Origin of the sequence: Achromobacter sp. UMC71 (assembly GCF_014170305.1) — a bacterium.
GTDB lineage: Bacteria > Pseudomonadota > Gammaproteobacteria > Burkholderiales > Burkholderiaceae_B > Achromobacter.
Genome location: NZ_LZZT01000029.1, coordinates 72838 through 98501, shown reverse-complemented (window position 1 = coordinate 98501; position 25664 = coordinate 72838). Strand labels below are relative to the sequence as shown.

The 25664-nt window shown below is 68.2% G+C and carries 22 protein-coding genes and 1 tRNA gene; 15 read left to right on the top strand and 8 right to left on the bottom strand.

The features are described from left to right. Positions 1-23 precede the first annotated feature (23 nt). Entirely contained in the window at positions 24-1007 is a 984-nt protein-coding gene (locus A9974_RS13795) for a tripartite tricarboxylate transporter substrate binding protein (RefSeq protein ID WP_183004740.1), read from the bottom strand. A 296-nt stretch (positions 1008-1303) separates the two neighbouring features. After that, positions 1304-2203 (bottom strand): LysR family transcriptional regulator, encoded by a 900-nt coding sequence (locus A9974_RS13790; RefSeq protein ID WP_183004739.1) that lies wholly within the window; start codon positions 2201-2203, stop codon positions 1304-1306. A 148-nt stretch (positions 2204-2351) separates the two neighbouring features. On the opposite strand from A9974_RS13790, the gene A9974_RS13785 reads away from it, so the two are divergent. Genes A9974_RS13785 through A9974_RS13775 form a run of 3 tightly spaced genes read left to right on the top strand, consistent with a single transcriptional unit; the run spans position 2352 to position 5360 of the window. Beyond that, positions 2352-3266, top strand: coding sequence for an SDR family NAD(P)-dependent oxidoreductase (locus A9974_RS13785; RefSeq protein ID WP_183004738.1), 915 nt, complete (start codon positions 2352-2354; stop codon positions 3264-3266). 7 nt (positions 3267-3273) lie between these two features. Continuing rightward, positions 3274-4134 carry a MaoC/PaaZ C-terminal domain-containing protein gene (locus tag A9974_RS13780; protein WP_183004737.1) on the top strand — a complete coding sequence of 287 codons (861 nt, stop codon included), beginning with the start codon at positions 3274-3276 and terminating at the stop codon, positions 4132-4134. Then, positions 4131-5360 carry a CaiB/BaiF CoA-transferase family protein gene (locus tag A9974_RS13775; protein WP_183004736.1) on the top strand — a complete coding sequence of 410 codons (1230 nt, stop codon included), beginning with the start codon at positions 4131-4133 and terminating at the stop codon, positions 5358-5360. Before A9974_RS13780 ends, A9974_RS13775 begins: the two co-directional genes overlap by 4 nt. A gap of 96 nt (positions 5361-5456) precedes the next feature. Here the strand turns inward: A9974_RS13775 and A9974_RS13770 are convergent, their stop codons facing one another. Then, complete coding sequence (locus tag A9974_RS13770; protein WP_183004735.1) at positions 5457-6227, bottom strand: IclR family transcriptional regulator; 771 nt, start codon at positions 6225-6227, stop codon at positions 5457-5459. A 157-nt stretch (positions 6228-6384) separates the two neighbouring features. Here A9974_RS13770 and A9974_RS13765 point away from each other — a divergent pair, with 157 nt between their 5' ends. The 3 genes from A9974_RS13765 to A9974_RS13755 are packed head-to-tail and all read left to right on the top strand — an operon-like array spanning position 6385 to position 9024. Next, positions 6385-7353: a tripartite tricarboxylate transporter substrate binding protein gene (locus A9974_RS13765; RefSeq protein ID WP_183004734.1), complete on the top strand. Its 969-nt coding sequence runs from the start codon at positions 6385-6387 to the stop codon at positions 7351-7353. 40 nt (positions 7354-7393) lie between these two features. Next, entirely contained in the window at positions 7394-8086 is a 693-nt protein-coding gene (locus tag A9974_RS13760; RefSeq protein WP_183004733.1) for an RraA family protein, read from the top strand. Continuing rightward, entirely contained in the window at positions 8083-9024 is a 942-nt protein-coding gene (locus A9974_RS13755) for an NAD(P)-dependent oxidoreductase (protein WP_183004732.1), read from the top strand. Before A9974_RS13760 ends, A9974_RS13755 begins: the two co-directional genes overlap by 4 nt. 72 nt (positions 9025-9096) lie before the next feature. On the opposite strand, the gene A9974_RS13750 is transcribed toward A9974_RS13755, so the two are convergent. The 4 genes from A9974_RS13750 to A9974_RS13735 all read right to left on the bottom strand — a co-directional run bounded on the left by A9974_RS13750 (position 9097) and on the right by A9974_RS13735 (position 14000). Then, positions 9097-11325 carry a hypothetical protein gene (locus tag A9974_RS13750; protein ID WP_183004730.1) on the bottom strand — a complete coding sequence of 743 codons (2229 nt, stop codon included), beginning with the start codon at positions 11323-11325 and terminating at the stop codon, positions 9097-9099. 78 nt (positions 11326-11403) lie between these two features. Beyond that, positions 11404-11475, bottom strand: a tRNA-Trp gene (locus A9974_RS13745). Between the two features lie 81 nt (positions 11476-11556). Continuing rightward, the gene (locus A9974_RS13740; RefSeq protein ID WP_183004728.1) at positions 11557-13080 is read right to left on the bottom strand and encodes a fumarate hydratase; all 1524 of its coding nucleotides are present in this window, start codon (positions 13078-13080) and stop codon (positions 11557-11559) included. Positions 13081-13232: 152 nt separating this feature from the next. After that, positions 13233-14000 carry a crotonase/enoyl-CoA hydratase family protein gene (locus tag A9974_RS13735; protein WP_183004726.1) on the bottom strand — a complete coding sequence of 256 codons (768 nt, stop codon included), beginning with the start codon at positions 13998-14000 and terminating at the stop codon, positions 13233-13235. Between the two features lie 315 nt (positions 14001-14315). Here A9974_RS13735 and glyQ point away from each other — a divergent pair, with 315 nt between their 5' ends. From glyQ to def, 8 genes are all read left to right on the top strand, one after another. Then, a complete protein-coding gene (gene glyQ, locus A9974_RS13730; RefSeq protein ID WP_025136700.1) occupies positions 14316-15227 on the top strand; it encodes a glycine--tRNA ligase subunit alpha in 912 nt (303 codons plus the stop codon). Then, positions 15228-17366 carry a glycine--tRNA ligase subunit beta gene (glyS, locus tag A9974_RS13725; protein ID WP_183004724.1) on the top strand — a complete coding sequence of 713 codons (2139 nt, stop codon included), beginning with the start codon at positions 15228-15230 and terminating at the stop codon, positions 17364-17366. Next, a complete protein-coding gene (gene gmhB, locus A9974_RS13720) occupies positions 17363-17902 on the top strand; it encodes a D-glycero-beta-D-manno-heptose 1,7-bisphosphate 7-phosphatase (RefSeq protein ID WP_183004722.1) in 540 nt (179 codons plus the stop codon). The genes glyS and gmhB overlap by 4 nt, the downstream gene beginning before the upstream one ends. Then, positions 17902-18630, top strand: a complete 729-nt coding sequence (locus tag A9974_RS13715; protein ID WP_183004720.1) for a 1-acyl-sn-glycerol-3-phosphate acyltransferase — start codon at positions 17902-17904, stop codon at positions 18628-18630. The genes gmhB and A9974_RS13715 overlap by 1 nt, the downstream gene beginning before the upstream one ends. Next, positions 18617-19618 carry a SprT family zinc-dependent metalloprotease gene (locus A9974_RS13710; protein WP_183004718.1) on the top strand — a complete coding sequence of 334 codons (1002 nt, stop codon included), beginning with the start codon at positions 18617-18619 and terminating at the stop codon, positions 19616-19618. Before A9974_RS13715 ends, A9974_RS13710 begins: the two co-directional genes overlap by 14 nt. Before the next feature lie 35 nt (positions 19619-19653). Further along, positions 19654-20796 carry a 2-aminoethylphosphonate--pyruvate transaminase gene (locus tag A9974_RS13705; protein ID WP_183004716.1) on the top strand — a complete coding sequence of 381 codons (1143 nt, stop codon included), beginning with the start codon at positions 19654-19656 and terminating at the stop codon, positions 20794-20796. Between the two features lie 11 nt (positions 20797-20807). Next, positions 20808-21203, top strand: coding sequence for a lactoylglutathione lyase (gene gloA / locus A9974_RS13700; protein ID WP_025136694.1), 396 nt, complete (start codon positions 20808-20810; stop codon positions 21201-21203). Between the two features lie 203 nt (positions 21204-21406). Further along, the gene (gene def, locus A9974_RS13695; protein ID WP_183004714.1) at positions 21407-21940 is read left to right on the top strand and encodes a peptide deformylase; all 534 of its coding nucleotides are present in this window, start codon (positions 21407-21409) and stop codon (positions 21938-21940) included. Here def and A9974_RS13690 read toward each other — a convergent pair. Further along, positions 21928-24249, bottom strand: coding sequence for an acyl-CoA dehydrogenase (locus A9974_RS13690; RefSeq protein WP_255468159.1), 2322 nt, complete (start codon positions 24247-24249; stop codon positions 21928-21930). The two genes, def and A9974_RS13690, sit on opposite strands and share 13 nt — an antisense overlap. A gap of 150 nt (positions 24250-24399) precedes the next feature. Here A9974_RS13690 and A9974_RS13685 point away from each other — a divergent pair, with 150 nt between their 5' ends. Continuing rightward, positions 24400-25629, top strand: coding sequence for a nucleoside recognition domain-containing protein (locus tag A9974_RS13685; protein ID WP_183004712.1), 1230 nt, complete (start codon positions 24400-24402; stop codon positions 25627-25629). The last annotated feature ends 35 nt before the right edge of the window (positions 25630-25664 follow it).

The window sequence follows — 25664 nt, the reverse complement described above, 5'->3', positions numbered from 1 at the left end:
GCTCAAGAACCAAAACCATCAAATCACTCAAGCCTGATATCCGCCTTCTTGATCAACTCCCGCCACTTCACAACCTCGGCCCGAACAAACTCCCCAAATTCCGCGGCACTTCCCGGTTTAGGCTCAGCCCCGGCAGCCAACATAGCCCTGGCAGTCCCCCCATCCGACAGCACCTTCACCAAATCCGCATTCAACTTGGCAACGATCTCCCCAGGCGTCCCTTTGGGCGCCATCAATCCGCTCCACGAATACGCCTCATACCCCGGCAACCCCGACTCCGCAATCGTCGGCACCTGCGGCAACATGCTCGACCGCGCAGGATTGCCGACGCCCAGCGCGCGCACCTTGCCCGTCTTCAAATGCGGCACCGCCGAAGGCCCGTCGGCGAACATCACCTGCACTTGGCCGCCCAGCAGATCCTGCATCGCCGGCGCACTGCCCCGATACGGAATATGTTGAATCTTCACCCCCGCCATCGCATTGAACAGCTCCCCCGCCAGATGCGTGCCACCGCCCGTGCCCGACGAGCTGAATGACAGCTTGCCCGGATTCGCCTTCGCATACGCGATCAGTTCGCTCACCGAATTCACTGGCAGTGACGGATTCACCACCAGCACGATCGGAAACACCGCCGCCATGCCGACCGGCACGAAATCGCGCGTGATGTCGTAGGTCAGGTTGTCGCGCAGACTGGGCAGCACCGCGTGGTGGATGGACGCGAAGAAGAAGTTGTAGCCGTCGGGTTCCGCCTTGGCGGCGAACTGCGCGCCCACGATGCCGCCCGCACCCGAGCGGTTGTCCACCACCGTCGGCACCGACCAAAGGTGGCCCAGCGGCTGGGTCGTGAAGCGCGCCGTCGTGTCCACCGGGCCGCCTGCGGGGAAGGGCACGATGAACGTCACGGCGTGGCCGGGCCAGGTGGCGGCTTGGGCGAAACGGGGTAGCAAAACGGTGGCGCACGCAGCGCCCAGCCCCGCGACGACGCGGCGGCGTTGTGGATCTAGCACAGCAGTCTCCTGAGTGTCGTTCTTGTCGGTGGCGTAGCCGCAAACCGCACCAGAACCACGCGGTGCCTTGCCGCCAGCCTGCCCCTTTTTGCGATGCGCCGCGCGTCAGGCGCGGCCGGGGCTTTTTTTATTATTTGTCGCCTGACCGCTTTTGCCGCTACACATTTTCAAAAGCCCCTCTTTCGCATCCGCGCCCTGTTCGGTCATCGGACACTATCTGATGCCGCCGTCGCAGTGGCGCGACACTTGCACAAATGGGGCCGTGTCGGCGCTCTAGGGAAAAACCCGCGCTGCGTCTATTGCCCGCGCGCCGCGCGTTGCACGTGCTCGATGAAGCACTCGGCGAAACTCGGCAAGTCGCGACCGCGCTGGCGGCACAGCAGACGGTCGCGCAGGGCCCAGGGGTCGTCCAGCTTCAGCACGTGCAATGCATCGGGCCGGCTGTAGCGGGCCGCGCAGGCGCGCGGCACCACGGCGATGCCCGCGCCGGCCTCGACCATGCGACACACGGCCTCGAAGCTGCCGACGTGCACGCGCTGGCAGATGCGCTTGCCCAGGCCGCTGGCGATGTCTTCCAGGAAGGTCTGGATCGCGCTGTCGGGGTGGATGCCGACGAACTGGTAGGCGTCGACCAGGTCGGCGAAATGCGCCGATTTCTGGGCTGCCAGGGGGTGATCCAGCGCCGTGACCACCGTGAGTTCATCGCGGAACAGCGGGGTGACGTCCAGGCCCTCGACGTCGATGTTGCCCGCCACCAGCCCCAGGTCGCCAGCGCCCGCGCGGATCGCAATGACGATGTCGCCCGAGATCTTTTCCTCGAGCTCCACGTCCACGTCGGGGTTCTCCGCCAGGAAGGTGGACAGCGCATCGGCCAGGAAGGAATTGGTCGCGGTGGTGTTGGCCAACAGGCGCAGGCGCCCTTTCAGGCCGCTGGCGTAAGGCTGCAGGTCGGCGTTCAGGCATTCGAGCTGGCGGAACACGGCGTTGGCGTGCTTGAGCAGCACCTCGCCCGCGGGCGTGAGCGCCACGCCCGTGGCCATGCGCACCAGCAGGCGCGCCTTGAAGGCTTCTTCCATGTGCTTGACCCGCGCGCTGGCGGCGGGCAGCGACAGGAACGTGCGTTCGGCCGCACGCGTCAGATTGAGCGTTTCTCCCACGTTCAGGAAGAGCCGCAGGTCAGTCAGATCATGTCTCATGTTCCACCACACAGAAGGGGGGCATTTCTAATTTTGAATTCTTCGAATGCCGTCACGAACATACCATGGGGCAACCCCGTAAACCATCGGGTTTGACGCGGAACTGTTTTCCATGCGGCGTGCGCGCCGCGGCACAGGAGTAGGCGCAATGAGCGGTATTGTTTCCGGCAAAGTAGTGGTCGTGACGGGCGCGGGCGGCGGCATCGGGCGCAGCATTGCGCTGGCCATGGCGCAAGCGGGCGCCAAGGTAGTGGTCAACGATATCGGCGTGTCGCTGACCGGCGAGGGCGGCGGCGACGGACCCGCGCAGGCGGTGGCGCGCGAGATCGTGGCGGCGGGCGGGCAGGCCGTTGCCAATACCGACAGCGTGGCGGCCTACGACAGCGCCAACCGCGTGGTACAGACGGCCATCGACGCCTTCGGCCGCATCGACGCCGTGGTCAACAACGCCGGCAACCTGCGCGACCGCGTGTTCCACAAGATGAACGAAGAAGAGTGGCGCCAGGTCATCGACGTGCACCTGAACGGCTCGTTCTTCATGAGCCGCGCCGCCGCGCCGTATTTTCGCGAACAGGAGTCGGGCGCCTTCGTGCACATGACGTCGACCTCGGGCCTGATCGGCAACTTCGGCCAGGCCAACTACGCGGCGGCCAAGCTGGGTATCGTGGCGCTGTCCAAGTCGATCGCGCTGGACATGGCGCGTTATCACGTGCGTTCGAACTGCATTGCGCCGTTCGCCTGGAGCCGCATGACCAGTTCCATTCCCGCCGAGACCGACGAGGAAAAGGCGCGTGTCGAAAAACTCAAGAAAATGGAGGCCGGCAAGGTCGCGCCCATGGCGGTATACCTGGCCAGCGATGCCGCCAGCGAAATCACCGCGCAGATCTTCGCGGTGCGCGCCAACGAGATCATGCTGATGAGCCAGCCCCGGCCCGTGCGCAGCGTGCATCACAGCGAAGGCTGGACGCCCGAGCGCATCGCCGAGATCGCCGTGCCGGCCATGCGCAAGCACTTCTACGCGTTGGAGCGTTCGCCCGACGTGATCGACTGGGATCCCATCTGAGGCCGCCATGCCGCTTGACTACGCAACCGTGAAGCACTGGCGTTTCGATGACGTGCGCCAGCACTACGAAGACAAGGACACGATGCTGTATGCGCTGGGCATCGGCCTGGGCCAGGACCCCGAAGACGCGCGGCAGCTGCGCTACGTCTACGAAAAGGGCTTGCAGGCGTTTCCGACCATGAGCGTGGTGCTGGGCTATCCGGGGTTCTGGATGAGCGATCCGCGCGCCGGCATCGACTGGGTGCGGCTGGTGCACGGCGAGCAGCGCATGGCGCTGCACGCGCCGCTGCCCACGTCCGGCACCGTCGTCGGCAAGAGCCGCATCACGCATGTGATAGACAAGGGCGCGGACAAGGGCGCCATCGTCATCACCGAGCGCACCTTGCACGACGACCGCGGCACCCTGCTGGCGACCTTGCAGCAAAGCACGTTCTGCCGCGGCGACGGCGGCTTCGGCCAGGGCGATGCCAGCCCCGAGCCGCTGCCGGCCGCCCCGCAAGGCGAACCCGAACGCCGCTGCGAACTGCGCATTGCGCCGCAGGCGGCGTTGCTGTACCGGCTTAACGCCGACCGCAATCCGCTGCATGCCGACCCCGAGGTCGCGCACCAGGCCGGCTATCCGCGCCCTATCCTGCACGGACTGTGTTCGTACGGCGTGGCGGCGCACGCCGTCGTCAAGACCTGGTGCGATTACGACGCCGCGCGCCTGACCGGCCTGGCCGCGCGCTTTTCCGCGCCGGTCTATCCTGGTGAAACGCTGCAATGCGACATGTGGCGCCAGCCCGATGGGCAGATCCGCTTCATCGCCCGCGCCCTGGAACGCGGCACGGTCGTCATGAGCCACGGCACGGCCGAGGTGCAATCATGACGCGCCTGCCCGCGCTGGACGGCATCCGCGTGCTGGACCTGTCGCGCATCCTGGCCGGTCCGTGGTGCACGCAGAACCTGGCCGACCTGGGCGCCGACGTCATCAAGATCGAACGGCCCCGCGTGGGCGACGATACCCGCGCCTGGGGCCCGCCGTTTCTCAAGGATGGGCAGGGCGCCGACACCAACGAGTCCGCCTACTACCTGAGCGCCAACCGCAACAAGCGTTCGGTCGAGGCCGACATGGCCACGGCCGAAGGCGCCGCGCTGATCCGCGAACTGGCGGCTGTCAGCGACATCCTGGTCGAGAACTTCAAGGTCGGCGGCCTGGCCAAGTACGGGCTGGACTACGCCAGCCTGCAGGCCATCAATCCGCGCCTGATCTACTGCTCGGTCACCGGCTTCGGCCAGGACGGCCCGTTCGCGCGCCGCCCCGGCTACGACTTCATGATCCAGGGCATGGGCGGCCTGATGAGCATTACCGGCGAACGCGACGACCTGCCCGGCGGCGGACCGCAGAAAGCCGGCGTGGCCGTCACCGACATCGTCACCGGCATGTACGCCACGGTCGCGATCCTGGCGGCGCTGCAGGAGCGGCACCGCAGCGGGCTCGGTCAGCACCTGGACATCGCGCTGCTCGACAGCCACGTGGCGCTGCTGGCCAACCAGAACTCGAACTACTTCAACTCGGGCGTGGCGCCGACGCGGGCGGGCAACGCGCACCAGAACGTGGTGCCCTACCAGGTGTTCGCCGCCAGCGACGGCCACCTGATCGTGGCCACGGGCAATGAATCGCAGTACCGCGCGTACTGCACGGCCATCGGCGCGGCCGAATTGGGAGAGGACCCGCGCTTTGTGACCAACCGCCTGCGGGTGACGAATCGCGATACGTTGGTCGCGCTGCTGGCCGGCATCATGCGGCAAGGCAAGCGCGATGACTGGATCGCCAAGCTCGAGGCCGTGGGCGTGCCTTGCGGTCCGATCAATGACATCGCCCAGGCCTTTGCCCACCCGCAGGTGCAGGCGCGGCAATTGCGCCGCGATCTGCCGCATCCGGCCGGCGGGGTGGCGCCCGTGACGGCCAGCCCGTTGCGTTTCTCGGCGACTCCTGTGGTGTACCGGCGCGCGCCGCCGCTGCTGGGCCAGCACACCGAGGAAGTGCTGCGCGAGGTCTTGGGTAAATCGCCGGCCGCCATCGCCGCGTTCAAGGCGGGCAACGCGCGCTGAGCGCGGGCCCGCGGCCCGCCGGTCTGCGCAGCAGCCTCGCAACAAGCGCCGGCGCCGCACCCGCCATGCAGGATTGGGCGGCCAGGCAGGCAGGTGTCAAGGATGCCATTGCGTGCGCACCGGCGCGGCGCGTTGCGCGCCGCCGCTCAGCGCATACGACAGCTGGCTGGCCTTCTGGCTGACCAGCTTGGCAAAGCCTTGCAGCTTGGCGCGCGGCAAGCGGCCCGCCGGGCCTGATACGCTCAACGCGCCCAGCAGGCGCCAGTTCGAGCCGAACACCGGCGCCGACACGCTGGCGATCTCGGCCTCGCGTTCGCCGATAGAGATGTAGAACCCATCTCGGCGAATCCGTTCGTACAGCGCGCCCGGCTCGCCCGAAAACGCCAGCAGCACACGCCCCGGCGAGCCCTTTTCCAGCGGCAGCACCTCGCCCATGCGGATGTGGTGGCGAATCGCCTTGGGCCCTTCCACCCGCACCAGGCAGGTGCGGATATCGCCTTCGCGCACGAAGAACGACGAGCTCTCGCCGGTCTCGCGCGTGAGGGCGCGCAGGGTCGGCTCGATCTCGTTGTCCAGGTCGAACGAGGCTTGGTAGCGCGCGCCCAGCCAGCCCGTCGCGGGGCCCAGGCGCCAGGCGCCGTCTTCCTCGCGCTGCACCAGGTAGCGCGCCTGCGCCAGCGTGCGGGCGATGCGCAGCGTGGTGGTCTTGTGCATACCGGCGCGGCGGCTCAGCTCGGCCAGCGACAGGAACGCGTCGTCCACCTGGAACGCTTCCAGCAAGCGCATCGCGCGGGCCACGGCGATCACGCCATCGGCTTCACGGGGCTCGGCGGCGGGGACAGCGGCGACAACGGGCGTCTTCTTCATGGCGTTTCACGGCACGGGCCGCGTTTCATTCAGTGAAACAGCATTGTATGCAGCGAAACGAATTTCTATAGTTCGACGGCCATCAAGCCCGCATGCGACGAGCGGTGGCAACCGGCCCGCGGGGCCTGTGGATACCCAAAATATCGGAGACAAGACAATGAACCTGTTTACGCGCGCGGCCGTCCTGGCCGCCGGCCTGCTGTGGGGCGCCACCAGCCTCGCCCAGACCTTCCCCGACCGCCCGATCCGCCTGATCGTGCCCTTCCCGCCGGGCGGCGGCACCGACATCATCGCCCGCGAGCTGGGCGTGGCCATGAACAAGACTTCGGGCTGGAGCCTGGTCGCCGAGAACCGGCCGGGCGCCGGCGGCAATCTGGGGGTCGAGACCGCGGCGCGCTCGGCGCCGGATGGCTACACGCTGGTGCTGGGCCAGACCAGCAACCTGGCCATCAACCCCACGCTGTACACCAAGCTGTCATACGACCCGTCCAAGGACCTGGCGCCGGTCGCGTTGGTGGCCACCGCGCCGCTGGTGCTGGTGGTGGCGACGAACGCGCCGTACCAGACGCTGGCCGACATGGTGCGCGAGGCCAAGGCGCATCCGGGCGCGCTCAACTTCGCCTCGCCCGGCAACGGCACGGTCGCCCACCTGACCGCCGAACTGCTGCAGCAATCGGCCGGTATCCAGTTGCAGCACATCCCCTACAAGGGCGCCAATCAGGCGCTGAACGACCTGTTCGGCGGCCAGGTGCAGTTGTTCATGTCGTCCATTCCGACCGCCCTGGGCCAGATCCGCACCGGCAAGCTGCGCGCGCTGGCGGTCACCTCGGCCAAGCGCGTGACCGAACTGCCCGACGTGCCCACCGTCAGCGAAGCGGGCTACAGCGGCTTTGACGCCACCACCTGGTTCGGCCTGCTGGCCCCGGCCGGCACGCCCGAACCGGTGATCCAGGCCTTGAACGCCGCCGCCAACAAGGCCATGGCCAGCGCCGAGTACCAGGAAAAGATCCGCGCCGAAGGCGGCGAAGTGCTGGGCGGCACGCCGCAGGCGCTGGCCGAGCGGCTGGGCCATGACCGCAAGCTGTGGGCCGCCATCGTCAAGAAGTCCGGCGCGAAGATCGATTGATCCCCGGTTCTCTTTTTATCCAGACATAGGAAGCAGCATCATGAACCAGACCTCCCTGCCCGCCATCCGCCGCGACATCCAGCGCGTGCGTCCCGACTTGGTCGAACGGGCCCGCGGGTTCCAGGCCGCCATCCTGGCCGACGTGGGCGGACGCCGCGGCGCGCTGGGCGGCCGCATTGCGCCGCTGTCGCCGCGCATGACGGTGGCCGGGCCGGCCTTCACCGTCGAACTGCGGCCGGGCGACAACCTGATGTTCCATGCCGCGCTGGCGTTGGCGCAGCCGGGCGACGTCATCGTCGTCGAAGGCAAGGGCGACCGCTCGGCCGCGCTGTGCGGCGCCATCATGGTGACCCAGGCGCGCGCCAGCGGCCTGGCCGGCTTCGTGGTCGATGCCGCCGTGCGCGACGCGGCTGAGTTGGTGGAAGGCGACTTCCCGGTGTTCGCCGTGGGCACCAACCCGAACGGCCCCACCAAAGGCCTGCCGGGCCGCGTGAACTGGCCGGTGACGCTGGCCGGCGTCACCGTCAACCCGGGCGACCTGATCGTGGGCGATGCCGACGGTGTCGTGGTGGTGCCGCGCGAAAACGCCGAAGAGATCCTGGCGCTGGCGCAGCAGAAGGTGGATGCCGAAGCCCGCCGCATCGCCGAGATCAAGGCCGGCAAGCTGGGCGCGCCGTGGCTGGAAGACGCCCTGCGCGCGGCCGGCGCGCTGCGTGCGGGAGAATCGCTGTGACTGCCGCGGCAACAGCGGCGTCCCGCCCCGCCATTCTGGTGACCGGCGCCGACCTGGCCGACGAAGCCGTCAGGACGCTGGACGGCTACGGGCTGGTCTACGCCGGTGCGCGCCCCACCGAAAGCGAACTGCTGGCGCTGGTGCGCCAGCACGATCCCGTGGCGCTGATCGTGCGCTACGGCCGCATCAGCGCGGCCATCATCGAGGCGGCGCGGTCGCTGCGCGTGATCTCCAAGCACGGCAGCGGCATCGACACCATCGACACGGCCGCCGCCGCCGCGCGCGGCATCGCCGTCAAGGCGGCGGCCGGCGCCAATGCCGCCGCGGTGGCCGAACACGCCATCGCCCTGCTGCTGGCCTGCGCCAAATCCATCGTGCCGCTGGACGCCCGCATGCACGCTGGCCACTGGGACAAGGCCACGCACAAGAGCATCGAACTGGCTGGCCGCACGCTGGGCCTGGTCGGCCTGGGCGCCATCGGCCGGCGCGTCGCCGCCGTGGCGCACGCGATGGAAATGCGGGTGATCGGCCACGACCCTTACGCACAGGACTTGCCGGCGTGGATCGAACCCGTGGATCTGCCACGGCTGTGGGCCGAGGCCGACGCGATCTCGTTGCATTGCCCCTTGACCGATGCCAACCGCGACCTGATCAACGCGGCCACGCTGGCGCAATGCCGCGACGGCCTGCTGCTGGTCAATACCGCGCGCGGCGGGCTGGTGCACGAAGCCGATCTGCTGGCCGCGTTGCGCAACGGCAAGGTAGCGTACGCCGCTCTGGACAGTTTCCAGCAGGAACCGCCGTCCATGCCGCATCCGTTCCAGGGCCAGCCCGGGCTGCTGCTGAGCCCTCACATCGGCGGCGTCACGCAGGACGCCTACGTGAAGATGGGCGTGGGCGCCGCGCGGAATGTGTTGCAGGCGTTGCAGGCATTCTGAAGCGCGAAACGGCCTGGGCTTGCCCGCCCGGCAAAGCGTCTGGCACGGCCAGCGCAGCCGCCCTGGCCTGCTTCAGTGTGGCGCGTCCAGCATCCAGTGGCGCGCCGCGAACCAGCCGCGGAACACGCGCGCGCCTTGCTCGCCGGCCTCGTGCTGAGGCAAGGTGACGCCGCGCGCGGCCTGGTGCAGCCCCCGCATGACTGGACGGAAGCGCGCCTGGAATGCCACGCTCTGCGCAGCCAGGTGCGTCTCCATGGCGGCGATTACCGCCCCCCGCGCCCCAGGCCCCGCCAGCGACAGGAAGAACAACGTCTGTCGCCAGGCAACGGCCGTATTGCGCAGCATGCGTATGCGCGCATGCCAGGCGTCGATCTTCATCTGCTGACGCGCGCACAGCCATTCGAACGCGGCCAGCGCCAGTTGTCCGTGGCGTTCGCTCAAAGCGGGCTCCAGTCCGCCGTCCGTGATCAGCAGCGCCAGATTGTGAGTGGTCAGGATCTGCTGTTGTTCGATCACCATGCCATTGGCGCCGACCTGCCCGAGCGCAGGTGCCACGCCAGCGCGCGCGGCGCACAGCCTGACAAACGCCCCCTCTCCGCGTATGGGCGGCAACGCCAGAATGGCGGGCACGTCAATCGCGTAGTACCGGGCGTACAAGCTGCCGTCCAACAAGGCCGCCGAACGCCGGGCGGCCTCGACAAACTTGGGACCGAACGCGCCCATGAAGATATCGGCCGCCAATTCCTCGACCCAGGGCAGGTCGCGTCCCGCCCGTTCGCTCAAGGCGCGCAGTTCCTGCAGCAACTTGTTGGGCAACGCGGCGTGCGGAAATGCGGTCACGGCCAGGCCGGCGATTTCGATCAACGCGGCACCTGCCGCGTCGACATCCTGTTGCGCCGGCCGGCGATAACTTTCAATAGCGGCAATCCAGGGCAGATCGCCAAAAACGGCCTGACGCGCCAGATTGAGCAACAACAGGGATCGACGGCGGCGAAACGCGCGATAGGTGGCTTCATGCAGTGCCCGCAATGGCGGATCGGCAAGCCCTCCCCCTTGCTGCGCGGCGGTGACCTGCGGGGTCAGCGTAGCCAGGAATTCGCCCGAGCGGATCAGGCCTCGTTCGACCAATTGCGGCAACGAAGCGGTCTGGCAGCGCAATACCCGGCGCGCGATGGGCGCCGGCACCGCCATTCCCGCTGACGCCCCCGCGTCGCGCGCCTCGTCGGCAGCCAATGGCGCCAGCAAGGGCGTCAGATCCCGCACACCGGCCCCCGCGGGGTAGCCTCGCAAACGGGCGGCGACAACGCGCGCCACCCTCTCGAAGCCGGGCCCGGCAACCTCGTCGCGCTGCCGGGCGCGCAGGTCCTTCACGGCCTGGCCGTCCGGCGCGCCGTGTGCCCGCAAATAATCATGCAGCAGGCGGCGCACCCGCCCGACCTGCCTGCCCGTCAAGGCCTCGGGGGCCCGGACGCATTGCGCCAGCAGATCGAATAATTCACGTTTGTGCCGGTGCCGTCGCGACACGCCGGCCAGCGGTTGCCCGGACGCCGCGCGCGCCGCCTCGATCTCGTGCAGTAACACCGCCGCGCGTTCCGTCCACCCCTCGGGATAGCGCCTGCCGGGCCAATCGTCCTGCACTGTTTCCAGGAACAAGGCGACGGCTCGGTCATGCCGCGGCAGCAGCTCGCGCACCGTCGCCTGCTGCGCCCGCAGGCGCGGCTGCGGCGCCAGGCCAGCCAGCCGTTCCGCCACCTCGCCCGCCGTCCCGACATGCAGATCTGCGCCGCCCCACTCGTCGCCGGCCCACGGCGCGGGATAAAAACGCAGGCGATCGAAGAACGGCGCCAGCGTCGCGACCAGGTCGCGCGCAGCCTGCGCCTGGCCTTGCTGCAATAGCCAGGCCACGGTCAGCAACGCCGCTTCCTCGGGTAAATCGATGCGATAGTCGCCGTCCGCCAGGCGCGCCTGCAATTGGGCAACGCCCGCCTCGCTCAGAAAATACGTATTCAGATCGCGCCGCTCGCGGCCCTTGCGGACCCCTGGCGTGCTGGCGGCCAGCTCGCGTTCGAAGTCCGCCAGCGGTCCGCCCGCCAGCAATTGACCGGTGGCAAAGCCGCCCGTGACGACCTCCAGCGTGACCCAATCGGGAATGCCGGCCAGCGGTGTGCGCGAACCATAGTCGACCGTGCCGGCGAGCGTTTGCGCCAGCACCTGTTGCCAGCGCCGCACGCGCTCGGCGGCGCGCTCGCGCACTTCGGGATCGGCGTGGGTTTCGTGGGTCAGGAATGCCTTGGCGAGCATGGCGGCCGCGTAACCGCTACCTATCGCGCCCGCCTCTGGCAAGTCATCATGATGCATCGCGCACCTGGAAGAATGGGGATCCGGGAGCTGGAGTCGAACCAGCGCCTATCCAGACTGGAGCCGGATGTTCTACCGCTGAACTATCCCGGAACAGCGGCCAGTATAAACACAGCCCGGCCCGCGCCCAAAAAAAGGCCGCGACGAGCGCGGCCGATTTCTGATGGACGAGGCTTACGCCACCGCGACCGGGATCTTGCCGATCCTGGCCTGCCATTCCTTAGGCCCGGTCGTGTGGACCGAGGTGCCTTGGGCGTCAACCGCCACGGTCACCGGCATGTCCTTCACGTCGAACTCATAGATGGCTTCCATGCCCAGGTCGGCAAAGCCCAGCACCTTGGCGCCGCGGATCGCCTTGGACACCAGGTAGGCCGCGCCGCCCACGGCCATCAAGTAGGCCGAGCCGTGCTTCTTGATCGCCTCGATGGCGACGGGGCCGCGTTCGGACTTGCCGATCATCGAGATCAGTCCGGTCTTCTCCAGCATCATGTCGGTGAACTTGTCCATGCGCGTCGCGGTGGTCGGACCGGCCGGGCCCACCACTTCGTCGCCCACCGGATCCACCGGGCCCACGTAATAGATGACGCGGTTGGTGAAGTCCACGGGCAGCGGCTCGCCACGGGCCAGCATGTCCTGGATGCGCTTATGCGCGGCATCGCGGCCGGTCAGCATCTTGCCCGACAGCAGCAGGGTCTGGCCCGGCTTCCAGCTGGCCACTTCTTCGCGCGTCAGCGTGTTCAGGTCGACCTGCTTGGACTTGTTGTAGTCCGGCGCCCAGTGCACTTCAGGCCATTCGGACAGCGACGGCGGATCCAGGCGGGCCGGGCCCGAGCCGTCCAGCTCGAAGTGGGCGTGGCGGGTGGCCGCGCAGTTCGGGATCATGGCGACGGGCTTGGAGGCCGCGTGCGTCGGGAAGGTGCTGATCTTGACGTCCAGCACGGTGGTCAGGCCACCCAGGCCCTGCGCGCCGATACCCAGCGCATTGACCTTTTCGTACAGCTCGATGCGCAGCTCTTCCAGCTTGTTCTGTGGGCCGCGGGCCAGCAGCTCGTACATGTCGATGTCTTCCATCAACGACTGCTTGGCCATCAGCATGGCCTTTTCAGCGGTGCCGCCGACGCCGATGCCCAGCATGCCCGGCGGGCACCAGCCGGCGCCCATGGTCGGGACCGTCTTGAGCACCCAGTCCACCAGCGAATCGCTGGGGTTGAGCATGGCGAACTTGGACTTGTTTTCCGAACCGCCGCCCTTCGAAGCCAGCTGCACGTCAACCTTGTCACCGGGGACAAGCTCGACGTGCAGGATACAGGGCGTGTTGTCGCGGGTGTTCTTGCGGGCGAACAGCGGATCGTCCAGCACCGAGGCGCGCAGCGGATTGTCGGGGTTCAGGTAGCCGCGGCGCACGCCTTCGTCGCACAGCTCTTGCAGCGTACGCTTGGTGTCGAAGCGCACTTCCATGCCGACCTTCAGGAACACATTGACGATGCCGGTGTCCTGGCACAGCGGGCGCTTGCCCTCGGCGCACATGCGCGAGTTGGTCAGGATCTGGGCCATCGCGTCGCGCGCGGCCGGGCTTTCCTCGCGCTCGTAGGCGCGGGCCAGGTGGCGGATGTAGTCGACGGGGTGGTAGTAGCTGATGAACTGGATGCCATCGGCTATCGACTGGATGAAGTCTTCTTCTTTGATGAGGACGGACATGGCGATATGCGGGTTACGAAGGGAACATGAAAACGCGGCCGGCTAGCCGGCCGCGGAATGAAAGAAGGATTTTTGCCTTGGGGCCGCCCCAAGGCAAAAAGCCCCCCCGGGGGCAGCAAGCTTGCGAAGCAAGCGCGGCGTGGGGGCAAGATTCATTTGCCTTGCCAGACGGGCTTTCTTTTTTCAGCGAAAGCCGTGGCGCCTTCCTTGGCATCAGCGGACGAGAAGATATGGGCGATCAGCGGCCGCTGGCGGTTGAACATGTCGTCCTGGTTCCAGTCGCCCGACTGCGCCACGATGCTCTTGGCGGTCTGCACCGACAGCGGGCCGTTCTCGACAATGGCGCGGGCCAGTTCCAGCGCGCCGGCCAGGGCGCCGCCCGGTTCGGTCAGGCGGTTGACCAGGCCGAATCCATAGGCGCGCTCGGCGGTCAGCATGTCGCCGGTCAGGATCACTTCCATGGCGATATGGTACGGCAGGCGGCGCGGCAGGCGCAGCATGCCGCCAGCGCCGGCCACCAGGCCGCGCTTGACTTCGGGCAGGCCGAACTTGGCGTTGCTGGCGGCCACGATCAGGTCCGACGCCAGGGCCATTTCGCAACCGCCGGCCAGGGCGTAGCCCTCGACCGCAGCGATCAGAGGCTTCTTGGGCGGCGCTTCGTTCAGGCCGGCGAAACCGCGGCCCTCGACGTAGGGACGCTGCCCCGACTTGGCAAAGGCCTTCAGGTCCATGCCCGACGAGAACGTGCCGCCCGCGCCCGTCAGGATGCCGATGCGCACGTCATCGCGGCTGTCCAGCTGGTCCAGCGCGGCGGCCATGGCCTGCGCGGTTTCCAGGTTGATGGCGTTCTTGGCTTCAGGGCGGTTGATCGTGATGATCTGGATGCCGTCGGCGACTTCCACCTTGATCAGGTCAGACATGCGGATGCTCCTTCCGGGGTATTGATGTTATGCGTTGGTTTTATATAAGACTTGGCGTCAACCTGGAATGATACGACCAATGATTGGCCGCCGCAGGCGCGGGGCCGGCCGGTGTCCGCCAGGAGCACGCCGTCCAGGCGGACCGGGCGCCAGGCATAGCGAGGATGTAACAACGGGGACGGCCCGGCGGAATGTAACCGCGGGATGGCACCCCATTTCCGGGGCCCGGCCCCCGCCCCGTCCCGGGCCAGTTAAAATGCCCGGTTTCCCACGCCCACGGCAGACGTTGCCCGGCGACCGAATTCCAAGAATCCTATGCTCACCTTTCAGCAAATCATCCTTACGCTCCAGGAATACTGGGACAAGCAGGGTTGCGCCCTGCTGCAGCCCTACGACATGGAAGTCGGCGCCGGCACCTCGCACACGGCCACGTTCCTGCGGGCCATCGGGCCGGAACCCTGGCGCGCCGCCTACGTGCAGCCCTCGCGCCGCCCCAAGGATGGCCGCTACGGCGAAAACCCCAATCGCCTGCAACACTACTACCAGTACCAGGTCGTGCTGAAACCCGCGCCCCCGGAAATCCTGGACCTGTACATCGGTTCGCTCAAGGCCCTGGGCATCGACCCCACCCAGCACGACATCCGCTTCGTCGAAGACGACTGGGAAAACCCCACGCTGGGCGCCTGGGGACTGGGCTGGGAAGTCTGGCTCAACGGCATGGAAGTCACCCAGTTCACCTACTTCCAGCAGGTGGGCGGCCTGGATTGCACCCCGACCACGGGCGAAATCACCTACGGCCTGGAACGCCTGGCCATGTACCTGCAGGACGTGCAAAGCGTGTACGACCTGGTCTGGACCGAAGGCGCCAACGGCAACCGCGTGCTGTACCGCGACGTGTTCCACCAGAACGAGGTCGAGCAATCCACCTATAACTTCGAGCATTCGTCGGCCGAGATGCTGTTTTCGCACTTCAACGACTATGAAGCCGAGGCCAAGCGCCTGATGGACGTGCCGCTGGCGCTGCCCGCCTACGAGGCCGCCCTGAAGGCCGCGCACACCTTCAACATGCTGGACGCGCGCGGCGCGATCAGCGTGACCGAGCGCGCCGCCTACATCGGCCGCATCCGCAACCTGTCGCGCGCCGTCGCGCAGGCCTACTACGATTCCCGCGAACGACTGGGCTTTCCCATGCTGGGCCGCGATAAGGCCGCCGGGGAGGCTGCATAAATGACGACGAACATCCGCCCCCTGCTGGTCGAACTGCTGACCGAAGAACTCCCGCCCAAGGCCCTGCAAAAGCTGGGCCAGGCCTTTGCCGAAGGCGTGCGCGCCACGCTGGCCCGCCACGGCCTGCTGGCCGAGGGTTGCGCCGTGCAGGCGTTCTCGACCCCGCGCCGCCTGGCCGTGCACCTGTCGGCCGTGCTGGCCCAGGCGCCTGACCAGGCCTACGCCGAAAAGCTGATGCCCGTGAAGATCGGCCTGACCGAAGACGGCAAGGCCACCCCGGCGCTGCAAAAGAAGCTGGCCGCCAAGGGCCTGGAAAACATCGACCTGGCCACCCTGGAACGCGAATCCGACGGCAAGCAGGACTACCTGGTCGCCCGCGGCACCGCCCCCGGTGCCCAGCTGGCCGCCGGCCTGCAGGAAGGCATCGACGCGGCCATCGACGGCCTGCCGATCCCCAAGGTCATGCGTTACCAATTGGCTGATGGCGTCACCACCGTCAAGTTCGTGCGCCCGGCGCACGGTCTGGTCGCGCTGTTCGGCGCCGACGTGGTGCCCGTCGCCGCCCTGGGCCTGACGGCCGGGCGCGACACCCTGGGCCACCGCTTCATGAGCCGCGGCGCGGTTTCGTTCGCCGACGCCGACGCCTACGCCGCCACCCTGGCCGAAAAAGGCCATGTGGTGGCCTCGTTCGAAGGCCGCCGCGACGAGATCCAGCGCCAGTTGCTGGACCACGCCGGCCGCCTGTCGGCCACCCTGGGCGACGACCCGGAAGTGGCCGCGCTGCTGGACGAAGTCACCGCCCTGGTCGAACACCCCACCGTGTACGTGGGCCAGTTCGAAGCGCAGTTCCTGCAAGTGCCGCAGGAATGCCTGATCCTGACCATGCGGCTGAATCAGAAGTACTTCCCGCTGTTCGACCCGGCCACCGGCCGCCTGACGCACCGCTTCCTGATCGTGAGCAACATGCATACGGACAACCCGGTGAACATCGTCGAAGGCAACCAGCGCGTGGTGCGCCCGCGCCTGGCCGATGCCCAGTTCTTCTTCGAAACCGACCGCAAGACGCCGCTGGCCGCGCGCGTCGAACAGCTCGGCTCCATCGTCTATCACAACAAGCTGGGCACCCAGCTTGAACGCGTCGAGCGCGTGCGCGCCATCGCCCGCGACGTGGCTGGCAAGCTGGGCGGCGACGTCACCGCCGCCGACCGCGCCGCGCTGCTGGCCAAGGCCGACCTGGGCTCGAACATGGTGGGCGAATTCCCCGAGCTGCAAGGCATCATGGGCGCCTACTACGCCGCCGGCGACGGCGAGCCCGACAGCGTCGTGCAAGCCCTGCGCAGCCAATACCGCAACCGCTACGACGCGCCCGTCACGCAAGACGGCCTGACCGCCGCCACGCTGTTCATCGCCGAGCGCGCCGAAACCCTGGTCGGCATCTGGGCCATCGGCCTGGCGCCCACCGGCGAACGCGACCCCTTCGGCCTGCGCCGCGCCGCGCTGGGCCTGATCAGCGCGTTTGAACAACTGGCCGCGGGCGGCTGGCTCAAGCTCAACCAGGACGGCCCGCTGTCGCTGGACGGCCTGCTCGCCGCCACCGCCGCCACCTTCCCGGCAGGCAAGGTGCCCGCCGAGACGCTGGCCGAAGTGCGCACCTTCATCTACGAGCGCTACCGCAACCAGCTCATCAACGACCACGACCGCAACGCCGTCGAGGCCGTCATCGCCCTGACGCCGCCGCTGCACCAGGTGGCCGAGCGCGTGCGCGCCGCCGCCGCCTTCGCGCAGCTGCCCGAAGCCGCCAGTCTGGCCGCCGCCAACAAGCGCATCGGCAACCTGCTCAAGAAGGCCGAAGGCGAGATCGGCGCGGTCAACGACGCCGCCCTGGTCGAGCCCGCCGAAAAGGCGCTGGCCGCCGCGGTCGCCACGCTGCGTCCGCAAGCCCAAGCGCAACTGGCCGCGGGCGATTTCGCCGCCAACCTGCGCACGCTGGCCCAGGCCCGCGAACCCGTGGATGCCTTCTTCGCCGACATCATGGTCATGGCCGAGGACCCCGCAGTGCGCGCCAACCGGCTGGCACTGCTGGGCCAGTTGCACGGCCTGATGAACCAGGTTGCTGACATCTCCAGGCTGGCACAGTGAAACTCATCATTCTCGACCGCGACGGCGTCATCAACCAGGACAGCGACGCCTTCGTCAAAAGTCCTGACGAATGGATCGCCCTGCCCGGCAGCCTGCAGGCCATCGCCCGCCTGACCCAGGCGGACTGGACCGTGGTGGTCGCCACCAACCAGTCGGGCCTGGCCCGCGGCCTGTTCGACATGGACACGCTGACCGCCATCCACACCAAGATGCGGCGCGAACTGGCCGCGGCCGGCGGCAGCGTCGACGCCGTGTTCCTGTGCCCGCATGGCCCGGATGACAACTGCACCTGCCGCAAGCCGCGTCCCGGTATGTTCGAGCAGATCGGCCACCGCTACGACGTCAACCTGGCCGGCGTGCCGGCCGTGGGCGACTCGCTGCGCGACCTGCAGGCCTCCACCGCAGCGGGCTGCTCGCCCTGGCTGGTGCTGACCGGCAACGGCAAGAAGACGCTGGCCAAAGGCGGCCTGCCCGACAACACGCGGGTCTGCGACGACCTGTCGGCAGTGGCCGACGCCCTGCTCCAGGACAACTGATGGCCCGGCTACGCTCGCTTCTGTATTTCCTGTTCCTGGCCATCACGGTCATTCCCTACGCCTTCGCCTGCATCCTGTGGGCGCCGCTGCCGCTGCACCTGCGCTACAAGCTCACGGTGGGCTGGCCGCGCCTGGCCATCTGGGGCGCCAAGGTGTTCTGCGGCATCCGCTGGCAGGTCAAGGGCTGGGAAAACCTGCCCGACGGCCCGGCGGTGCTGCTGTCCAAGCACCAGTCGGCCTGGGAAACCCTGTTCTTCCCGGCCTACATGCCGCGCGAAGTCTGTTTCGTCTACAAGAAAGAACTGCACATGGTGCCGTTCTTCGGCTGGGGCCTGGCGCTGCTGCGCATGATCGCCATCGATCGCGCCAAGGGCCGCGACGCCTTCGAGCAGGTGGTCAAACAGGGCCAGACCCGGCTGGACGAAGGCCGCTGGCCGCTGCTGTTCCCGGAAGGCACCCGCGTGCCGCCGGGCAAGACCGCGCGGTTCAAGATGGGCGGCGCCCTGCTGGCCTCGCGCACCGGCGCGGTCGTCATCCCCGTCGCGCACAACGCCGGCGAATGCTGGCGGCGCAACGCTTTCGTCAAATATCCGGGCATGGTTACGCTATCCATCGGTCCCGCGATAGAATCCAAGGGACTCTCCCCCGAAGAACTGAACCAGAAAGTGCAGGACTGGATCGAAGGGGAAATGCGGCGTCTCAACCCAGAAAGGTATGGCCAGCACTGATCAGCTCGAACTTCTGTTCGACGTGCAAGACCACGACGCGCCCTCGGGCGCGTCGCCGCTGATCGCGCCCCCCCCGGCCCGGCCGGCGCCGCGCCCTCCCGCCGTTGCGCCCGCGCCGCTGTTTCCCGACGCCGCGCCGCCCGCGACGGATGCGCCCGCCAAACCCGCCGGCGAACCGCTGCTGACGCTGTCGCCCAACGCCGTTTCGCGCGTCCCCACGCCCTGCCCCGACCCGATGCCGCCCGGCGCCCGCTGGCGCGAGGTCGATACCGACCCGCAGCCCATCGGCTTCGTGCTGCTGCGCTCGCGCCGCCGCAGCATCGGCTTTGTCATCGCCGACGACGGCCTGCGCGTCACGGCGCCCAACTGGGTCACGCTGGCGCAGATCGACGACGCGGTGCGTGAAAAAGCCCGCTGGATCGTCGCCAAGCTGCGTGAATGGCACACCCGTAAGCAACAGCTGGCCATGGCGCACACGCGCTGGCAGGCCGGCGGCGAACTCCCTTACCTGGGCAAGCGCATCGTGCTGGGCGTGGGCGGCGACAGCCGCCAGACGTCCCTGTCGGGCGATGCCGAGGCCCCCGCCGATGGCGACACCCTGTGGCTGGCGCTGCCCGCCAACGCCGACCAGGGCCGCATCCGCGACGCCGCGCAAGCCTGGCTGCAGCAACGCGCCGGCGCCTGGTTCGGCGCGCGGCTGGCGCACTTCCTGCAGATCAGCGGCCTGAAGATCCGCCGCTGGCGCCTGTCGTCGGCGGCCACGCGCTGGGGCTCGTGCACCAGCGACGGCAACATCATGCTGAACTGGCGCCTGATCCATTTCGCGCCCGCCATCATCGACTACGTCATCGCGCACGAGCTTGCCCACTTGCGCGAAATGAACCACAGCCAGGACTTCTGGCGCGAAGTGGGCCAGATCCTGCCCGACTTCGAAGAAGCCAAGAACGTACTGCGACGCCACGATCCGGCCTCGCTTCCCCAGTTCTAGAACGAGGCCACTTTGCGTACCCTCGGAGACAAAAAATGCTGCTGCTGATTCCCGGCCCGGTCACGACCGACGCGCGGGTGAAGGCTGCCATGGCGCAAGACTACGCGCCGTGGGACAACGAATTCCGCGCGCTGTACCGGCAGGTCTGCGCCGGCGTGCTGCGCGTGGCCCAGGCCGAGGCCGGCCAGCACGAGGCCCTGGCGCTGCCCGGCTGCGGCCACTTCGCAGTGGAAGCCGCGATCCGCACCTTCGTGCCACCCGGCGGGCGCCTGCTGGCGCCGTCCACTGGCGCTTACGCCAGCCGCCTGCAGAAGCTGGCCGCCGACGCCGGTCGCGTCGCCGTGCCGCTGGCCGTCGGCGTGCGCGAGCGGGTCGATCCCCAAGCCGTCGCGCGGGCGCTCGAACAAGACCCGACGCTGACACACGTGGCGCTGGTCTACAGCGAAACCGGCAGCGGCATCTGCCATGACGTGCCCGAGCTGGCCCGCGTGGCTCACGCCCTGGGCCGCCGCGTCATCGTCGACGCCGTGTCCGCCTTTGGCGCGCTGCCGCTGGACCTGGCGGCCCTGCCGGCCATCGACGCCGTGGTGCTGACCGCGAACAAGTGCCTCGAAGGCCTGCCCGGCGCCGCCTTCGTGGTGGGCCGCCGCGACAGCCTGGAAGCCGCCCGCGGCAACGCCGGCAGCTGGTCGCTGGACCTGGCCGACATCTACCAGCACACCCTGGCGCCCAACGCCGGCCCCCGCTTCACGCCACCCGCGCCCACGCTGGCGGCGCTGGCCGTGGCGCTTGATCTCTATCACCAGGAAGGCCGCGAGGCCCGCCTGGCGCGCTATACGGCCAACATGCGCACCCTGTACGACGGCGTGGCCGGCCTGGGCCTCACGCCCTACCTGCCCGCCGCGCTGCAAGGCCCCATCGTGGTCAATGTGCATGCGCCCGACGCGCCGACCTGGAACCTGCAGCTGTTCGTCGATGCGCTCAAGCAGCGCGGCTTCCTGATCAGCAATTTCACCAACACCGAACAACCCACCTTCCGGGTCGGCTGCATCGGCGCCTTCGGGCCCGACCAGATGCGGCTCGCGGTCGACGCCATGGGCGGCGCACTGCAAGACCTGGGCATTTCCAGGGACCACGCCAGGCAAGCCCGGTTCGTCCCCTCGCCCCTCACCGCTTAAGGAATCTCTCCATGCGTATGCTCCACACCATGCTGCGAGTCGGCAACCTCGACAAGTCCATCGATTTCTACACCAACGTGCTCGGCATGCGCGTCCTGCGCCGCAACGACTACCCCGATGGCAAATTCACCCTGGCCTTCGTGGGCTACCAGGACGAATCCGAAGGCGCCGTCATCGAGCTGACCCACAACTGGGACACCGACAAATACGATCTGGGCACCGGCTACGGCCATATCGCCCTGGAAGTCGACAACGCCTACGAGGCCTGTGACAAGGTCAAGGCGCGCGGCGGCAAGGTCACCCGTGAAGCCGGCCCGATGAAGCACGGCACCACCGTGATCGCGTTCGTCGAAGATCCGGACGGCTACAAGATCGAATTCATTCAAAAGAAGGGGCGGGTGGACTGACGACCAAGGCCCCGCTCCGCAGGCTTGCTGCCCCCCCCGAGGGGGCGCTTCCCCCTTGGGGCGGCCCGGCGGGGAAACAAGGGCCCCCACGCCGCGCCCGCTCCGCAGGCTCGCTGCCCCCCGAGGGGGCGCTTCCCCCTTGGGGCGGCCCGGCGGGGAAAGAACCCCTCTCTTAGATTGATTGATTTTTCTCGACCGTCATCATGATCCACACCATCCTGAAAATGGGCGATCCCCGGCTGCTTCGCGTGGCGCCGCCGGTCGAGCGCTTCGATACTCCCGAGCTGCACGCCCTGATCGCAGACATGTTCGAGACCATGGCGGCGGCGCAGGGGGTCGGTCTGGCCGCGCCCCAGATCGGCGTGGACCTGCAACTGGTCATCTTCGGCTTTGACCGCAACGAGCGCTATCCCGATGCCCCGGCGGTGCCGCAGACCATCCTGTGCAATCCGGTCATCACGCCGCTGTCGGACGAAATGGAAGACGGCTGGGAAGGCTGCCTGTCGGTGCCAGGCCTGCGCGGCATGGTGCCGCGCTATCGCCACATCCGCTATCGCGGCAAGGACCCTTACGGCCGCGACATCGAGCGCGAGGCCGAAGGGTTCCATGCCCGCGTGGTGCAGCACGAATGCGACCACCTGATCGGCCGCCTGTATCCGTCGCGGATCCAGGATTTCTCGAAGTTCGGCTTCACTGAAATCCTGTTCCCCGGCATGGACCCGAATCAGGACGACTGAGCGTCCCCGGCAGCGGCCGGCGGCTTCACGGCCGTTTCCACTTGCACCGCCGGCCGCTGGGCCGGCGCCGCGTCGGCCGCGGCCGCCTGCGGTGAAAGGTCCCGTGGCGCGAAATCATCCACTTGCAACACCCGCGACACGATCGTTTCCGCCTCTTCCAGCTGCGCGGCCTGCGCGTCCGTGATCGCGCCACGGCGATGCGCCTCGTGCCAATCGCGCACGCCCGACTGCTTCAGCCGGTCGCGGATCGGCTGCACGGCATCCACCACGGCAAAGGCGCGCGTCAGCAACGCCAGCGGATCGTCGCTGTCCGCGCGGTCGGCCGCCGCCCGCTGCAGATCGGCCGCCAGCCGCGCATGGGTCGGCGACGGCTTGAGCAACAGTTCCGCGCAGTCGCGGGTCAGCGCGTCATCGGGCCCCTTGGCCAGCCGCAGCGGCAGGATGGCGGCCCGCAAGCCCCAGGCCATCACCCGGCCAGGCAGGTTCGACAGCACCTGATCCATGCGTTTTTCGATGTCGGCGTAGCCCTGCTGCATGCACCAATGCACCAGCGGCAGGTCGTCGTGCTTGCGGCCTTCGTCTTCCCACCGCTTGAGCACCGCCGACAGCAGGTACAGCTCGGACAGGATGTCGCCCAAGCGCGCCGAGATCATCTCGCGGCGCTTGAGCCCGCCGCCCAACTGGGCCAGCGTGGCGTCGGCCAGCAGCGCAAAGCCGGATGCATAGCGCCCCAGCCGCCGATAGTGCCGGGCCGTCGGGCCAGACACCGGCGACGGCGCCAGCACGCCGCCCGTCCAGGCGCGGCCGACGGCGCGTAGCGCGTTCATGCCGGTATGCCGCAGGTGGCGCCAGAACACGTCATGGAACACCTCCATGCCGCGCTCTTCGTCGGGATTGCCCAGTGCCAGCATTTCCGGCATCAGGTACGGGTGGGCGCGGATGGCGCCCTGGCCGAAGATGATCAGGTTGCGGGTCAGGATGTTGGCGCCTTCGACCGTGATGGCGATGGGCACCGCGCGATACAGCGCGCCCAGGTAGTTGCTGGGTCCGTCGATGACCGCGCGGCCCGCATGCACGTCCATGGCGTCGTTGACCGACACCCGCATGCGCTCGGTGGCGTGGTATTTCATGATGCCCGACACGACCGCGGGCTTGACGCCCTGGTTCAGGGCCGCGCAGGTCAGGCGCCTTGCGGCTTCCACCAAATACGCATTGGCCGCCAGGCTGGCCAGCCTTTCCTGGACGCCTTCGAACTTGCCCACCGGAATGCCGAACTGCTCGCGCACCCGGGCGTACATGCCGGTGGCGTGCGCGCTCATGACGCAAGCGGCCGCCGACAGCGACGGCAGCGAGATACCGCGCCCGGCGGCCAGCGCGCTCATCAGCATCTGCCAGCCGTGGCCGGCGCGTTCGGCGCCGCCGATCAGCGCGTCCAGCGGCACGAACACGTCGTGGCCGCGATTGGGGCCGTTCTGGAATACCTGCATCGCCGGCAGGTGGCGGCGCCCGATCTCGACGCCGGGCGCGTCGGTGGGCACCAGCGCCACCGAGATGCCGATATCGCGCTCCTCGCCGAGAATGCCGTCGGGGTCCGACATCTTGAACGCCAGCCCCAGCACCGTGGCTACGGGGCCCAGCGTGATGTAGCGCTTGTGCCAGTTCAGGCGCACGCCGATCAGCTCGCGGCCGTCCACCACTTGGCGGCAGACCACGCCGGTATCCACCATGGAAGCGGCGTCGGAACCGGCTTCCGGGCTGGTCAGTCCGAAGCACGGCACCTCGCGGCCGTCGGCCAGCCGGGGCAGCCAGTAATCGCGCTGGGCCGGCGTGCCGAACTGCAGCAACAGCTCGCCCGGCCCCAACGAATTGGGCACCATGACAGTGACGCCCGCCGTGATGGAGTAGGCGGAAATGCGCCGCACCACTTCGGAGTGCGCGTACGGCGAAAAGCCCAGGCCGCCGTAGCGCTTCGGGATGATCATGCCGAAAAAGCGCTGCGCCTTCAAGAAAGCCCAGACCTCGGGCGGCAGGTCGCGCCGGTTCCAGGTGATGTCCCATTCGTCCAGCATGGCGCACAGCTGCGTCACGGGGCCGTCGATGAAGCGCTGTTCATCGGGCATGAGCGCCGCGGCGGGAACGTCGAGCAGCTTGCGCCAGTCGGGGTTGCCGGTGAACAAGTCCGCATCCCACCAGGTGTCGCCGGCCTCGATGGCCTCGCGTTCGGTGGCCGAAAGCGGCGGCATTGCCTTGCGCGCCCATCGATAGGCCGGTTCGGAGATGCGGCGCCGGCGCCATGCGTTCAGATCCATGTGCTCCCCTTCTTGTTCGATGCCACTGGGGCGTATCGGGTCAAAGTACCAGAATTGACCCGCCGGGGCCAAGCCGCGGCGTGCTGACTCTGCGACAATGGGCGACCCCCGCGCTGGTGCGCAATCAACCGCTGTCCGGGCACACTCCGCATGCTGAACAAACTCTGGCTGGGCTTTTTCCTGACGGCCGCCGTCGCCGCCCTGTACCGCTGGCTGGCCATCGGCGACCCGGACGTGTTCCGCGCCATGGTTGCCAGCCTGTTCGACATGGCGCGGGTCTCGGTCGAGGTCATGGTGCTGCTATTCGGCACGCTGACGCTGTGGCTGGGGTTTCTGCGCATCGCCGAGCGCGCCGGGCTGGTCGAACGGCTGGCAAGGCTACTGGGGCCGCTGTTCGCTCGGCTGATGCCGGAGGTGCCGCGCAACCATCCCGCGATCGGCCTGATCACCCTGAATTTCGCCGCCAACGGCCTGGGCCTGGACAACGCCGCCACGCCCATCGGCCTGCGCGCCATGCGCGAACTGCAATCGCTCAATCCCACGCCCGAAACCGCGAGCAACGCCCAGATCCTGTTCCTGGTGCTCAACGCGTCATCGCTGACGCTGCTGCCGGTGACGCTGTTCATGTTCCGCGCGCAGCAAGGCGCGCCCGACCCCACCCTGGTGTTCCTGCCCATCCTGCTGGCCACCAGCGCGTCCACGCTGGCCGGCTTCCTGGCGGTGGCGGCCTGCCAACGCTTGCGGCTGGCCGACCCCGTCATCATGCTGTGGCTGGGCGGCGCGGCGCTGGCGCTGGGCGGCTTCATGGCGCTGCTCGCCAGCATGTCGGCCACGGCCATCGCCGCGCTCTCGTCGCTGATGGGCAACCTGGCCCTGTTCGGCATCCTGCTCGCCTTCCTGGTGGTCGGCGCCTGGAAAAAAGTGCCCGTCTACGAGACCTTCATCGACGGCGCCAAGGAAGGCTTCGACATCGCCAAGAGCCTGCTGCCCTACCTGGTGGCGATGCTGTGCGCGGTGGGGGTGCTGCGCGCCTCGGGCGCGCTGGATTTCCTGCTCGACGGCATCCGCTGGATCGCCGCGCACGCGGGCTGGGACACGCGCTTCGTCGACGCGCTGCCCACCGCGCTGGTCAAGCCGTTCTCGGGCAGCGCGGCGCGCGCCATGATGCTCGAGACCATGACGCACTTCGGCGTGGACAGCTTCCCGGCGCTGCTGGCCGCGGTGGTGCAAGGCAGCACCGAAACCACCTTCTATGTGCTGGCCGTCTACTTCGGTTCGGTCGGCATCCTGCGGGCGCGCCATGCGGTCGGCTGCGCCCTGGTCGCCGACCTGGCCGGCGTGCTGGCTGCCATCGGCGTGTGCTACTGGTTCTTCGGCTGAGCGGCCGCTGGCGGCGGCCCGCGGCCAGCCGCCAG

Bases quoted from the DNA above. Each gene is read 5' to 3' on its own strand.
- glyS (WP_183004724.1), top strand. From the start codon at position 15,228: ATGACGACGAACATCCGCCCCCTGCTGGTCGAACTGCTGACCGAAGAA.
- A9974_RS13685 (WP_183004712.1), top strand. From the start codon at position 24,400: ATGCTGAACAAACTCTGGCTGGGCTTTTTCCTGACGGCCGCCGTCGCC.
- A9974_RS13775 (WP_183004736.1), top strand. From the start codon at position 4,131: ATGACGCGCCTGCCCGCGCTGGACGGCATCCGCGTGCTGGACCTGTCG.
- A9974_RS13770 (WP_183004735.1), bottom strand. From the start codon at position 6,227: ATGAAGAAGACGCCCGTTGTCGCCGCTGTCCCCGCCGCCGAGCCCCGT.
- A9974_RS13715 (WP_183004720.1), top strand. From the start codon at position 17,902: ATGGCCCGGCTACGCTCGCTTCTGTATTTCCTGTTCCTGGCCATCACG.
- A9974_RS13740 (WP_183004728.1), bottom strand. From the start codon at position 13,080: ATGTCCGTCCTCATCAAAGAAGAAGACTTCATCCAGTCGATAGCCGAT.
- A9974_RS13735 (WP_183004726.1), bottom strand. From the start codon at position 14,000: ATGTCTGACCTGATCAAGGTGGAAGTCGCCGACGGCATCCAGATCATC.
- def (WP_183004714.1), top strand. From the start codon at position 21,407: ATGATCCACACCATCCTGAAAATGGGCGATCCCCGGCTGCTTCGCGTG.
- A9974_RS13750 (WP_183004730.1), bottom strand. From the start codon at position 11,325: ATGCTCGCCAAGGCATTCCTGACCCACGAAACCCACGCCGATCCCGAA.
- A9974_RS13690 (WP_255468159.1), bottom strand. From the start codon at position 24,249: ATGGATCTGAACGCATGGCGCCGGCGCCGCATCTCCGAACCGGCCTAT.
- A9974_RS13705 (WP_183004716.1), top strand. From the start codon at position 19,654: ATGCTGCTGCTGATTCCCGGCCCGGTCACGACCGACGCGCGGGTGAAG.
- gloA (WP_025136694.1), top strand. From the start codon at position 20,808: ATGCGTATGCTCCACACCATGCTGCGAGTCGGCAACCTCGACAAGTCC.
- A9974_RS13760 (WP_183004733.1), top strand. From the start codon at position 7,394: ATGAACCAGACCTCCCTGCCCGCCATCCGCCGCGACATCCAGCGCGTG.
- A9974_RS13780 (WP_183004737.1), top strand. From the start codon at position 3,274: ATGCCGCTTGACTACGCAACCGTGAAGCACTGGCGTTTCGATGACGTG.
- A9974_RS13790 (WP_183004739.1), bottom strand. From the start codon at position 2,203: ATGAGACATGATCTGACTGACCTGCGGCTCTTCCTGAACGTGGGAGAA.
- A9974_RS13785 (WP_183004738.1), top strand. From the start codon at position 2,352: ATGAGCGGTATTGTTTCCGGCAAAGTAGTGGTCGTGACGGGCGCGGGC.
- A9974_RS13765 (WP_183004734.1), top strand. From the start codon at position 6,385: ATGAACCTGTTTACGCGCGCGGCCGTCCTGGCCGCCGGCCTGCTGTGG.
- A9974_RS13710 (WP_183004718.1), top strand. From the start codon at position 18,617: ATGGCCAGCACTGATCAGCTCGAACTTCTGTTCGACGTGCAAGACCAC.
- glyQ (WP_025136700.1), top strand. From the start codon at position 14,316: ATGCTCACCTTTCAGCAAATCATCCTTACGCTCCAGGAATACTGGGAC.